The organism is Salinimicrobium sp. TIG7-5_MAKvit, assembly GCF_049569215.1.
GTDB classification, from domain to species: Bacteria; Bacteroidota; Bacteroidia; order Flavobacteriales; family Flavobacteriaceae; genus Salinimicrobium; species Salinimicrobium profundisediminis.
The window spans coordinates 276,049-289,292 of record NZ_CP145903.1 but is presented as its reverse complement, the minus strand read 5'-3'; the positions used below and the strand labels follow the sequence as shown (position 1 = coordinate 289,292).

General features: G+C 40.8%; 7 protein-coding genes and 2 pseudogenes. 5 read left to right on the top strand and 4 right to left on the bottom strand.

The window, feature by feature from the left end:
• Position 1 precedes the first annotated feature (1 nt).
• From V5739_RS01330 to V5739_RS01315, 4 genes and pseudogenes are all read left to right on the top strand, one after another.
• Entirely contained in the window at positions 2–1,318 is a 1,317-nt protein-coding gene (locus V5739_RS01330) for a RagB/SusD family nutrient uptake outer membrane protein (protein ID WP_423819348.1), read from the top strand.
• Positions 1,319–1,403: 85 nt separating this feature from the next.
• Positions 1,404–2,429, top strand: coding sequence for a hypothetical protein (locus tag V5739_RS01325; protein ID WP_423819347.1), 1,026 nt, complete (start codon positions 1,404–1,406; stop codon positions 2,427–2,429).
• A 173-nt stretch (positions 2,430–2,602) separates the two neighbouring features.
• Positions 2,603–3,244 (top strand): hypothetical protein, encoded by a 642-nt coding sequence (locus V5739_RS01320; protein ID WP_423819346.1) that lies wholly within the window; start codon positions 2,603–2,605, stop codon positions 3,242–3,244.
• Between the two features lie 400 nt (positions 3,245–3,644).
• Positions 3,645–4,538 (top strand): annotated as a pseudogene (locus tag V5739_RS01315) (IS256 family transposase); the annotation flags it as partial.
• Positions 4,539–4,621: 83 nt separating this feature from the next.
• Here V5739_RS01315 and istB read toward each other — a convergent pair.
• Together istB and istA are read right to left on the bottom strand one after the other, a co-directional pair.
• Positions 4,622–5,341: an IS21-like element helper ATPase IstB gene (gene istB / locus V5739_RS01310; protein ID WP_423819161.1), complete on the bottom strand. Its 720-nt coding sequence runs from the start codon at positions 5,339–5,341 to the stop codon at positions 4,622–4,624.
• Between the two features lie 24 nt (positions 5,342–5,365).
• Positions 5,366–6,889 carry an IS21 family transposase gene (istA, locus tag V5739_RS01305; protein WP_423819162.1) on the bottom strand — a complete coding sequence of 508 codons (1,524 nt, stop codon included), beginning with the start codon at positions 6,887–6,889 and terminating at the stop codon, positions 5,366–5,368.
• A gap of 239 nt (positions 6,890–7,128) precedes the next feature.
• Between istA and V5739_RS01300 the strand changes: the two are divergent.
• Positions 7,129–7,437 (top strand): annotated as a pseudogene (locus V5739_RS01300) (transposase); the annotation flags it as partial.
• A gap of 220 nt (positions 7,438–7,657) precedes the next feature.
• Here the strand turns inward: V5739_RS01300 and V5739_RS01295 are convergent.
• Both V5739_RS01295 and V5739_RS01290 read right to left on the bottom strand, forming a co-directional pair.
• Complete coding sequence (locus V5739_RS01295; protein WP_423819345.1) at positions 7,658–8,833, bottom strand: efflux RND transporter periplasmic adaptor subunit; 1,176 nt, start codon at positions 8,831–8,833, stop codon at positions 7,658–7,660.
• Positions 8,834–8,837: 4 nt separating this feature from the next.
• Positions 8,838–13,184, bottom strand: coding sequence for a CusA/CzcA family heavy metal efflux RND transporter (locus V5739_RS01290; protein WP_423819344.1), 4,347 nt, complete (start codon positions 13,182–13,184; stop codon positions 8,838–8,840).
• Positions 13,185–13,244 lie beyond the last annotated feature (60 nt).

The window sequence follows — 13,244 nt, the reverse complement described above, 5'->3', positions numbered from 1 at the left end:
TATGAAAAAACTATTACTTCTCATTATCACAGTATTAAGCTGTCTTTCCTGTGATGATTACCTTGATATAAAACCGGTGGGGCAGGTGATCCCTACTACGGTAGAGGATTACAGAAGTTTTCTAACTTCGGCATATTCAATAATAATTTCAAGTAAAGTCCTCACCTCCTTCCGTAGTGATGAGCTAGCATTATCTTCTCAAGCTACGGGGGTAGAACAGTACGAAGATATTTTTATTTGGAATGATTTAAATCCAAGTCCGCTGATGAAGGCTTATCCTTATGCCAGCTTTTATAACATAATTTTTTACACCAATCACATTATTAATAGTCAGGCTAACATAGAAGGTAATCAGGAAGCTATTGAACAGTTGGTAGGGGAAGCTTATGCCCTTAGGGCCATGCAATATTTTGAACTCATCAATTTATATGCTAAACCTTACAATTCGTCCACAGCAGCTACAGATGCTGGAGTACCAGTAACTACTATTTATGAAACAGAAGTGGATTATCCTATAGAAACTGTTGAAGAGGTTTATCGATTGATCTTAAGTGATCTGGAAGAGGCGGAAACTCTAATTAATATTGAACAACAAACGCCGGGATTGAATTACAGGTTTTCTCAGTGGGCCTTACATGCTTTTAAAGCACGCGTTTACCTTTATAGGCAGGAGTGGCAAAAGGCCATAGATTATGCCGATGCAGCGCTGGCTATAGGTTCAGAACTTCAGGATCTAAATTCAGATGTAAACATCATGCCTTCAGAATACAATTCTGTAGAATCTATTTTGGCACTGGAAACTGTGGCTACTTTTGACCTTGTAAACAATGCATCTATTTCCGATGGACTATTATCAATTTATAATCCGGAGGAGGATCTACGATTTGAACTCTATTTTAGTAAGAATTCTGACGGTCGCTATCGTTCGAATAAACGTGAAGAGACCAGATTTAAAGTAAGCTACAGAACTTCTGAGATGTATCTTGTACGTGCCGAAGCACTTGCCCGGTTACAAAAACCAGATCTAGCAAAAGAAGCTTTGCTGGCGTTGGTGAAACAACGATATACTCCCGAAGGCTTTGAGGCCTACACCCTTAAAGTTTGGGGCCTGACTCCTATTGAGTTAATTACGGAAATCATAGAAGAACGAAGAAGAGAATTTGCCATAGAAGGCCATCGCTGGAATGATCTGCGAAGAACTACTCAACCGGAGATTACAAAGGTATATGACGGGAAGAGCTATACCTTAAAGAAAAATGATGAGCGATATGTGATTCCTTTTCCAAGAGATGCTGTAATAAACAATCCAGATTTATAAAAAATTAACCCCTTGAAAGCCGTTGTTATCTTGCGTTTTTCAATAATAATTAAAAGATAAAATTAAAATCAAAAATTTCACAATTATGAAGAAGTCCATTTCTATTTTTTTATCAATTATTGCAGTTGCACTTACTGTTTCCTGTTCAAGTGATGATGATGCAATTCAACAATCCTCTTTAGCAGAGATTACAAGCTTTTCACTCGATTTTAAAGGTTTAAATGAAGAAGATGTTGATTATGACCTTGGAACAAACATTAATGTATATGTTCCTTTTGGTACAGATTTAACAGCTGTGGTTCCTACTGTTACAACATCTGAAAACGCTACTGTATCTCCTGCATCTGGTGCGCCGGTAACCTTTGAAGATGGAGCACCCAAAGTTTTTACCGTAACAGCAGAAGATGGTACAAAGAAAGAATATACGGTTACTGTGAATGTTCGGGGTGAAGTAGGTAGTGGCTCTAAATTGAAAACATACACCATTGCCGACCTTTATGGAGAGAATTCTTCAAGTACCTATTCATATAATGAGGCAAATTTTGTAGAAGAGATTACGCGGGAAGTTGATGATTGGGGCGTAGTAACAACTTCTGTTACCACTTTTGAATATAATGATAAGAATCAGATCATCGCTAAAAGAGTGGAAGCGGCTAAGGAAGAAACCCTATACACTTATGGAGATGATAAAATTGTAAAAGCCCTATATTCCGAGGACGGTACTGTAGTTTACACTTACAATTATACCTATAACGAAGCTGGAGAAATTCTTTCTGAAAAGCGTACCAACCATGCCGATGAAGATGCAATAGATGAGATAAAATTTGTTATAGAAAATGGAAACGTCACAGAAGAAAACAGATACGGCGAGGTATATGTGGCAACTTACGATGATAAAAATAATCCGTTTATAGGGTTGTATCCTGCAGCTTATGCTGCAATAAATGCAGGAATACAGGCTGTGAATGTAAACAATCCAATTTCTGGCACCATGGCAGATGATGTTATTTCTTATGAATATAATGAAGACGGTTATCCGGTAAGTTCATCATATACCTATTTTGATAACCTGGCGACGGTTAATAAGACCTTCACCTATTTTACTGAATAAGGTTTATTCTAAGGGGGTAAATACTCCGAGGCTTGCCTCGTTAGTAAATGTTTAAAGTCTGAAAACGTGTTCTCCTATATAATGCTCCGTGGGCTTGCCCCGGAGAAATTTACTTAAACCTCTTTTTAATGGAACAGGCACTTTTAATTAAGTGCCTTTTTTTATAATTCAAAATGAAAAATATCCAATTGATTGTGCTTACCTGTTTTTTTTGTGGATACATTACAACAAATTTGGATCGGAAAGAAATAGATCTACCCGGGGAAAAAATTAAAGACAAAGAGGAAAGACTCAGAGAGCTATACTCTGAAACTGTAGTACCTTTTTTTGAAGATTTAGAGAATTTAAGTCTCCCAATCAACTTTCAGGTAGATCAAAAGGATTTAAGCATAAATGCAGGTGCAGCCTTTGATTATATTGAAGTGAGTAGGGGCTTAATTGATTTAGAAAATGAGCCAATCCAGATATTTGTCCTTGCGCATGAAATTTCCCATTTAGCTATTCTGGAACAGAAGCAAATTCTTGGGATACAAAGTGAACTACCCAAAGGGAGCAAGATTAATGATTATAAAAAAGTTGAATATTTATCTGATTTAATAGCTATACATTTAATTAAAACAAATTATCCCGAAGTTTTTGATCTCTTAGATTCAAACTTTTGTTATTTACAGGAAATACTTGGTGCTGCAAGTTTTACGCATCCATCCGGTAAAGAAAGAATAGATTCAATAAAAAAATATGTAAAAAGTATCAGAAAGGGAAAGGAGAACATCTCATTCCGAAACAGATTTATTCATATTTGGGAGATGCAATGATGATATTAGCCAGATTAAGAGAAGAATGAGAGAATTCCTTATTCCGTATTTAGAGGAAGAAAGAAATTTTTCAAGGTAAAAAATATGAGGAATGAAGATTTCATATCTTGTTGTTATTGGTTTGACTTCTTCAATATACAGCATAAAGCACACGTGTGTAAGGTGTTAAGCTTTATTTTACAGAAAATACTTGCTTTGGTTACACTAAAAAATTGAACATCAGGTGTAACCGAATTTGACACCGAATAGATTCATTTTGATGATATAATTTAATATTATCGAAAAAGAAAAATTCTGGCACTATATTAAAAACTGTGTAAGTTTTAAATAAAGGGGTTTGTTAGCCCCGTTATTTTTTTAACCTTGCCTGCAAAATCCAGGCACTAATATTTACACATTGATGAAAAAAGAAGATCTATTCGATGATGAGTTTTTAAAACAGTTTAAATCCGGAGAAGAACTTAGCAGCTTTCTCAAGCAACTTCAAAAACGAGGATTGGAGAAAATACTTGAAGGTGAACTTGATGGCCATCTGGATTACGACAAGAACCAAAAGTCTGGATCTGGAAATACCAGGAACGGTTATTCTCAGAAAAAGGTTCGCAGCTCTTACGGTGAAGACACTATAAAGGTTCCCCGCGACCGTGATGGCTCTTTTAATCCCATGATCGTTCCCAAACGAAAAAACATGGTGGACGGGATTGAAAATGTTATTGTATCACTATATGCAAAGGGAATGAGCAATAGCGATATTGAGGAGCAAATCTCTGAGGTGTATGGTTTTGATGTCTCTACTTCTACTATATCCAGAATTACAGACAGAATCAGCAATGATATCGTAGCCTGGCAAAATCGTCCTTTAGAGCCTGTGTATCTGATCGTTTGGATGGACGGAATCGTATTCAAGGTTCGAGAGAACTCTAAGGTAGTCAACAAAACCATTTACATAGCTGTAGGCCTTAGAAGAGATGGTAAAAAGGAAGTTCTTGGCCTTTGGTTAGGAAAGAATGAATCTGCCGCCTTCTGGATGAGCGTATTGACCGATATGAAAGCCCGGGGAGTTGAGGACATTTTAATCACTGCCACTGATAATCTCAATGGATTTACGGATACCATTAAGAATGTTTTTCCACAGTCTAAAACTCAAATCTGTGTGGTTCACCAGATCAGAAACGCCTGTAGGTATGTAGTTTGGAAAGATAAAAAAGCCTTTACCAGGGATATGAAGTTGATATACGATGCACCTACCAAACAAGCCGCAGAAGCTGCCTTGGAAGATTTTGCCACCCAATGGATATTCCCGTGATGCTGACCCCCCGTTCAGGCCATACTGACCCCTCTAGAGATTTTGGTCAAAAAGATAAGTTAATGACAATATTACAGTTTTTTTCTAAGACTTTCCCCCTTAAGTTCTATTCGATGGGAAGTGTGTACCAGACGGTCTAAAATAGCATCGGCTATGGTAGCTTCTCCAATAATATCATACCAGCTTCCCACTGGTAATTGACTGGCAATAATGGTTGATGATTTTCCGTGCCTATCCTCAATGATTTCCATCAGATCCATTTGTTGTTTCTTGTCCAGATGAGCCAGACCAAAGTCATCCAGGATCAATAGGTTGGCCTTAGCCAGTTTATCAAAGAACTTCAGGAAGCTTCCATCAATACGGGCCATTTTGGTTTTCATCAGTAATTTCTGTGTATTGAAGTACAGTACCTTATTTCCCTGGCTACAGGCCTGGTGTCCTAAAGCCGAGGCAAGGAAGCTTTTGCCGCAGCCTGTGGCCCCGGTAATTAATACCGATTCCCCTTTTTCCAAGTATGTTCCGGTAGCCAGTTCGGTGATCTGGTCTTTATTGATTCCCCTGGCGGTTTCCAGGTTTAATTCCTCTATGGTAGCCTGGTAACGGAACTGGGCACTTTTCTTCAGGCGTTCAAAACGCCGGTGAGTACGTTCTTCGGCTTCAGCCTGTAACAATACTTCCAAGCCTTCCCCCAGGGATAGCTCGTGGTGTTGACGGGTTTCTATCATAGCTTTCCAGCTTCGGTGCATTCCCCCAAGCCGGAGTTGTGATAATTGGTTTTCAATGGTGTTCATATGATATTCAATTTTAATAGTTACTTATTTATAAAAAGAAGCCCCGCGGATATTCCCATGAGTGGGCAGGGACTTTACCTGTGGTTCCTCCTGATAGTCAGTCATCCGGTTCTCCAGGACCTGCTTTAAGAACCGGTAAGAGTACTGCCCATGGTCCAGGGCAATGCTGCAGGCTTTAATAAAAATATCGCGATTAGTTTTCCGGGACAAGTTCAGTATGCCATCACAGGTTTTGTAAAGCTGCTCGGGGTATTTGTCCTGTTTGAACAAAGCTTCCATGTACCGGTAAAGTTTTTCAGAGTGGTTATACCCACGCTGCAGGTAATATGTGGGGCTACGCTCTTTATAATACTGGTGGTGGGAACACAGGTGTTCCTTCCGGGTGGTATAACCTGCTTTTTTGTGGTTCCTGGGATGCGTGGCAATAAGGCCTGCTTTATGGTAGATCCTCACCAGCGACCGGGTGTAGATTACCTTGACCTTCATGCCAATGTAGGTATAGGGAACGCTGTAATAGTGTTTGTCCATTCCCAGGTAAATATGATTGTTCTTGGCCACTTTATGTTCCCTGTAATATTTGATCTCGAAGGCTGTTTCCGATAAAGGCTGCAGGGTATGTTTTTCATCAGCCAGGAACTTTTCTTCCCTACAGTAATCCTTCTGCTGCATCCGGGTCTGGTTATGCTCCCTGACCTTTTGGGCAATGGCTTTGTTCAAAGAAGGAAGGTCAAAGAAAGTGAGCTTGCGAAGCTTGGCATATACCCGGCTGTAGATCAGCTTCACCTGGTTCTCCACTAAACCTTTGTCCTGAGGTCTTCTGGGACGTGCCGGGGTAACAGAAGTGCCATAATGGTTGGCAAAATCTTCCAGGGCACGATTGAGTTCAGGCTCATAGGGATTGGCTTTTATTACTGCCGATTTTAGGTTATCCGGAACCAAGGTTTGGGGAACCCCGCCAAGATCTTTTAAACAACAGCCAAGTGCATAAATAAAATCTTCAAGTTTCTGACTGGGCACCGCCAGGGCAAAACAGTAATCGGAATACGGCAAGCAAGCTACAAACACCTGAACTTCGATCTCTTCCCCGGTATCTCTATTAATATAAGATAAAGTCTTTCCGGCGTAATCAATAAAAAGTTTATCCCCAGGCTTATGGTCCAATACCATGGAGGGTTTCCCGCTACGCAGGTATTGCTGGAGGTGCCAGCAGAACTGGCCGTAGCTATATGGATGAAGGTTTCCAGTTTTATACTCTTCCCAGAGCAACTGCCGGGTAACACCTACTTTTTTAAGTTCTTTGCTGTAGTATTCCAGCTGTGTCTTAAGATGCTCGTAGCGCTCATCTTTGTAAGCTGGGTTTCCGGGCCATATTTTCCCTTCCAGTACTGGGTCTTCCATGGCCAATAGAGCTTCAATTGAAAGATTGCCTGCACGTGCCTTTTTAATATATCCTTTTACAGTATTCTTGCTGATCGAGAGGGTCCTGGCAATGGTTTTTATGCCCTTGCCCTGTTTGTGCATACGAAGTATTTGCTTTACCTGACTCATTCGTTTTGGTTTTCCGGCCATTACTTATCTTTTGATGGTATCCATCAAATAAACCAAAACCAATACAAAAAGCTGGGGGGTCAATATGCTCCGGAATAAATTCACAGAGGGGTCAACATGCTCCTGAATAATTTTTCCAGCCAGCTTTTTTTATTTTCTAAAGGGGTCAGCATCCGCCGGAATGACAGATACCTAAAAGGTGATCTTCAGAGGGGTCAGCTTAGTCCTGAATATCCACCCAATGGAACTCTAAGTATTCTTATGCGATAAAAAGCTGGAGGGACAACTGGGAAGACCTTACCGTCTTTTATGAGTTCCCGCTGGAGATCAGGCGAATCATTTACACCACCAATCTTATTGAGAACCTGAATGGTAAGATCAGAAAGTACACTAAAAACAAATTATCCTTCCCAACCGATGATGCTGTAATGAAATCTGTATATTTGGCTCTGAGGGAAGCAACCAAAAAATGGTCTATGCCCATTAGAAATTGGGGAATCGTCCTCAATCAGTTCTTGACTATATACGAAGAAAGGGTTCAACTTTAGATAAAAAGTCAAACCCCTTTATTTAAAACTTACACACTTTACGGGATAGTGTCAAAATTCTTTTTTTAAGGCCTTTCTAAATTAGATTTTAAAACGATAAAAAGAGCATATCAGCCAAAGTTAAGGCCACTTGCTTTTGTGTCAAAAACTTAAAAGTGACATACGCATCCCGGTTGGCCTTACCTGTTCTTCTTCTAAAAGATTTCTATAGCTCTCAAAATCAATGGGCGTGCCCGCCTTCGCCTTTCTGCATTTCAGCCATGAGATAATACGCGTTATTATGGGCAAATCTCGTATCTCCCGGCAGATCTTGTAATAAAGTTATTTCAACCCATTCACCTTTATCAGAGCCTGTAGTAACTTCTACAGGTCTAAAGCTCCATGTATCTCCTTCCTCTTCTGCCGTAAAAGCATAAAATTTACCTCCTTCTCTAACTATGGCAGATTCGGGTAATGCAGTTGTTTGTTGGTTGTCGACCGCAATTCGTCCTCTTACATACATACCCGGCACTAGGTTTTCTGGCCTGTCGATGATTTCTGCATGTACATGCACGGCTTTGGGTTCCAGTTCAAAGTTCTTGCTTACAGAAATGATTTCCGCAGTTAATTCAGTTCCGGGTAATGATTCGATTGTAAAAAATACTTTCTGTCCTTTCTCTACTTTGGCAACATCTTTTTCAAAGACCATGAGGTCTACATGAACATCTTTCGTATTGATGATATGGAACATTTCAATCTGCGACTGTACAAATTGACCTGTTTTGATGTTGACCGCTTGTACAGCACCATCTATGGGGCTTCTTACCGGGATCCTTTGCTGAATATTTCCATTTCGAATAGTTTCAGGATTAATATTTAATTGTTGCAGTTGGGCCTTAAGCCCTGCCACCTGTCCTTTAAGACTTTCCAGTTCTGCCTCGGCACGTTGGAAAATTTGCCCGGAACCCACTCCGGCTTCGTATAATTTCTTTTGTCTTTGAAATTCTTTTTCCTGATAATTCAGACTGTTTAAGGCATTGATATACTGCGTTTGGACCTCAATGATCTCCGGGTGTTCAATGTATGCCAGTACATCTCCACGCTCAACTTCATCTCCTTCGATCACTGTTATTGACGATACGTTACCTCCAATAACAGGAGTAACTGTGGCTTCACTCTGAGGAGGGACTTCCAGCTCTCCATTTGCCTGTACGTAACCGCTCATTAACCTCGTTGTAAGGCTATCAATTTGCATATCCAGTACATCGAACTGCTGCTGTGAAAGCATAGCTTCCTTGACGGCTTCTGTTTTAGCAGGTTCACCGGCTTCTTCTTTCTGATTCCCTTCTTTTTCAGCATTTTCCCCACAAGACAATAGGAGGAGAAACGGAAGTATATATTTTGTTTGAAATTTCATTTTTTTAGTTTTTTCCTGTTAGGTAAAATTGTAATTCTGCAAGGGCTATCTGGTAATTCTCAAAAGCCTCGAGCGCTTTAGTTTCGGACTCCATTGCATTGTCTAAATTCTGAATAAAAGCCACATATTCTATGGCACCTTCATTAAAGGCAAGTAATGAACCCTCCCGTTGTTCCTTCAGCAGGGGAAGGACTTCATCCCTGTAAAATAGCCAGGAAGATTTCCATCGCTTATAGTTTCTCAAGGCAACTTCAAAATCAGATTTTATCTGGTCTTTCTGAAAATCGGCAGTCCTTTGTGCAATTTCCTTTTCTATTTTTGCCGCTTTAGCCTGGCCGTATGTAGCTCCGGAAAGAATTGGAATAGATATACCGGCCTGATAATTATAAAAACCGGTTGCTCCATTTACTTTTTGAAGTCCGTACTGAACACTAATATCAGGAAGGAAATTAGCCTTTTCTGCAGCATAAGCAGCTTCTGCTACTGCAATCTTCTTTTTAGGAACTTCTAAAAGAGGATGATCCGCAGGCAGATCTCCGGTAAGGAAAATTTCATTCTCCCAAAGGTCATTTAAATCATCCGGAACATCATAAGCTTCTTCACCTCCCAGCCAAAGGTTCAGCTTTTGCAGTGCTGTCAAATACTCCATTTCAGCCTGTTGCAAATCAATCCATATTTGATGGATCCTATTTTTGGCTGTCAGCATCTCTAATCTTGAAATTGCCTCTACCTCATACCGAAGATTCACTGCCTGGTCTAACTTTTTGTACAGGGAATCCAGTTCCTGGAATAACAGATACTGCTGTTTTGCTGAAAAGGTCCGACTCCAGGCAATTTTCACCTCCTGTGCCACCTGAAGTTGAGACAGCTCATAGGCTTCTTCGGCAAGCGCGATCCTTTTATTGTAGAGCTTATTTTTAGAAGGTATGCCCAGTAAATCTATCCCTATCTGTTGAACGCCTATCATGGTGTATATTCCGCCGGCTTCTCCAAGCTCTTCTCCACCTGTAAATACTTCGGTTTCCCCGAGATCCCATGCGGATCTTTTCATTGCCTGCTTCTGGTTAATTCTCAACTTTTCATTTTTTAGAAGTGGGTAATTCTGAAGAGCCAGGGCAACGGCTTCCTCCTGACTTACCTGCGGAGACCATTCAGTTGTCTGAGCATTCAAACCGGAAGGTAAAAGCAACAGGACAAGAATTAATGCAAAAGAACCACCTGTTGTGGGTTTAAATTTCATCCTGCCTGACCTGGATTCGACCCATTTATAGAGAATAGGCAGAATAAACAATGTGAGCAGGGTAGAAGTGATCAATCCCCCTATAACTACAGTTGCCAGCGGTCGTTGCACTTCTGCTCCGGCAGAGCTGGAGATAGCCATAGGCAGGAAACCAAGCACATCGGTAAGAGCCGTAAGCAAAATAGGTCGGATTCTGCTTCTTGTTCCAAGACTGATTCTTTCATTTAGATTTTTCACACCTTCTTCTTTTAATTCATTGAAACTGCTAATAAGTACAAGACCATTTAAGACTGCCACTCCAAATAAGACGATGAAACCTACCCCGGCAGATATGCTAAAAGGCATATCCCGCAGCCATAAAGAAAATATCCCGCCAATAGCTGCAAGTGGAATGGCTATGTAGATCATGGTGGTTTGTTTAAACGATTTTAAAGCAAAATAGATCAGGATGAAGATGAGGAGCAAGGCAATAGGGACAACAATTTGAAGTCTCTTACTTGCTCTTTCAAAATTTTCAAAGGCTCCGCCATAGCGAATGTAGTAGCCGGGTGGTAGTTCAAACTCAGCATCCAGTTTGGTTTGTATATCTTCCACTACAGACTTTACATCACGATTCCGGATATTAACTCCCACATAAGTACGGCGGTTTGTGTTATCTCTACTGATCTGCATCGGGCCGGGCTGATAACTTATTTTAGCCACTTCTTTCAGCGGGATCTGGCTACCTGAAGGCAGGGTGACATAGAGATTCCTAATATTTTCAATGCTTGTTCTCTCCTCTTCCTGTAATCGTACTACCAGGTCAAACCGCCTTTCTCCTTCAAAAATGACTCCTGCATCCCCGCCTGCAAAAGCGGATTGGATAAGGGAATTCAACTCCTTGATTTGTAAACCGTATTGGGCAGTTTTATTCCTGTTGTAGTTGACTGTAATTTGAGGTAAACCCGCTATAGCCTCTACTTTCATATCGGCAACTCCTTCTACTGTAGAAATTATATTGCCCATCTCCTGCGCTTTTCTTGCCAGGACATCCAAATCTTCACCATATAGTTTAACTGCAACATCTTCCCGCACTCCTGTAAGAAGTTCGTTGAACCTCATTTCGACAGGTTGGGTGAATTCATAGCTAACTCCGGGAATAATTTCTATTGTTTCTTTAATCTTTGCAATAAGTTCATCTTTTGAATCGGCAGAGGTCCACTCATCTTTATCCTTTAGAATAATAAAGCTGTCTCCAATATCCATTGGCATAGGATCTGTTGGCACATCAGAAACTCCGAAACGAGTGACTACCTGTTCTATTTCCGGATACTCGTCCAGGAGAAGCTGTTCTATTCTTGTAGAGGTTGCGATTCCTTCATCAAGAGAACTTCCCGGTTTAAGGATAATGTGAAAAGCTATATCCCCTTCATCGAGCTGCGGAATAAATTCTCCTCCCATTTTTGTGAACATGAACGCAGCCAAAGCAAATAGGGCTATGGCAATGCCCAAAATAATCTTACCTCTTTTCAGGGATTTATTTAATAAGGGTTCATATTTATCCTGAACCCAAACCACAAATTTGTCACCATAGGATTTTTTACGTTTTTTACTCTCCTTAAGAAAGAGAGCAGAGATCATAGGAACATAAGTCAAGCACAAGATCATCGCACCCAGCATGGCAAAAATGAAGGTGAGTGCCATTGGCCTGAACATCTTCCCTTCAACTCCTTCAAGGGCCAGTATTGGCAGAAAAACAATGAGTATTATAAGCTGCCCAAAAAAGGCAGAATTCATCATCTTTTTTGCAGAAGAGGAGGCGATGGAATTTCTCTCGGTCTTGTTTAATTCGCCCTTTTTCTTCATGCGCTGATGAATTGTAAAAACGGTACTTTCTACAATGATTACGGCTCCATCCACAATGATCCCAAAATCTATTGCCCCCAGGCTCATCAGGTTTGCCCAGACGTCGAAAAGGTTCATAAGAATGAAAGCAAACAGGAGGGAGAGGGGAATTGTAGAAGCCACAATTAATCCTCCCCGCCAGTTCCCCAGGAGCAGCACCAGAACAAAGATTACGATCAGACCTCCTTCGAGCAGGTTTTTTGTAACTGTGGAAGTAGTGTCACTAATAAGTTCACTTCTATCCAAAAATGGCTTTATGGAAATACCTTCAGGAAGGGATTTCTGAACCTGCTCGATCCTGTCTTTTACATTGTCGATTACCTCATTGGAATTGGCTCCTTTCAGCATCATGACCATTCCGCCAACGGCTTCTCCCTGTCCATTTTTTGTCAGTGCTCCATAACGTACGGCACTTCCTATTCGAACATCAGCTACATCTGAAACGGTTATAGGCACTCCACCGGAAGTGGTAACGAGAATCTTCTCCAGATCCTCCACACTTCTGGCAAGTCCCTCGGCCCGAATGAAGTTTGCCTGATGATTCTTTTCGATATAAGCCCCACCGGTATTCTGATTGTTGTTTTTAAGGGCGATAAAAACATCAGAAATGGAAAGTCCAATAGCTTTTAGTTCGTCCGGATCTACAGCAACTTCATATTGCTTTATCCTTCCGCCAACACCATTCACCTCAACAACTCCTGGTACCATGGCCATTTGTCGGCGTACAATCCAATCCTGAATCGTTCTCAGCTCAGTAGGGGAGTAGTCATCCTTGAATTCCTCTTCTACTTCGAGGGTATACTGATAAATTTCCCCCAGTCCAGTAGAAATAGGTCCCATAGAAGGTTGTCCAAATCCTTCCGGAATTTCATCTTTTACAGCATTCAGTTTTTCACCTACTAACTGCCTGGGGAGATAAGTACCCATTTCATCTTCAAAGACAATAGTTACTACGGAAAGTCCGAACCTGGAAACTGAGCGTATTTCTGTAACGCCCGGCAAATTACTCATAGCGATTTCCACGGGGTAGGTGACGAACTGCTCGATGTCTTCAGTTCCTAAATTAGGTGCCTGGGTGATCACCTGCACCTGGTTATTTGTGATGTCTGGTTGGGCATCTACCGGAACCTGAAAAACGCTCCAGATCCCTGCGCCAATGAGCATCACTGTTAAGAGACCAATAATGAATTTATTATTGATCGAAAAATCAATGATCTTATTAATCATACATGATAATTTAATTCAGTTTGTAATAAATTCTCTGGCCGGAGCCAGTGACCACAGGAT

Excerpts from the sequence above, each read along its gene's own strand:
- istA (WP_423819162.1), bottom strand. The coding sequence starts at position 6,889 with ATGAGTCAGGTAAAGCAAATACTTCGTATGCACAAACAGGGCAAGGGC.
- V5739_RS01320 (WP_423819346.1), top strand. The coding sequence starts at position 2,603 with ATGAAAAATATCCAATTGATTGTGCTTACCTGTTTTTTTTGTGGATAC.
- V5739_RS01325 (WP_423819347.1), top strand. The coding sequence starts at position 1,404 with ATGAAGAAGTCCATTTCTATTTTTTTATCAATTATTGCAGTTGCACTT.
- V5739_RS01290 (WP_423819344.1), bottom strand. The coding sequence starts at position 13,184 with ATGATTAATAAGATCATTGATTTTTCGATCAATAATAAATTCATTATT.
- istB (WP_423819161.1), bottom strand. The coding sequence starts at position 5,341 with ATGAACACCATTGAAAACCAATTATCACAACTCCGGCTTGGGGGAATG.
- V5739_RS01295 (WP_423819345.1), bottom strand. The coding sequence starts at position 8,833 with ATGAAATTTCAAACAAAATATATACTTCCGTTTCTCCTCCTATTGTCT.
- V5739_RS01330 (WP_423819348.1), top strand. The coding sequence starts at position 2 with ATGAAAAAACTATTACTTCTCATTATCACAGTATTAAGCTGTCTTTCC.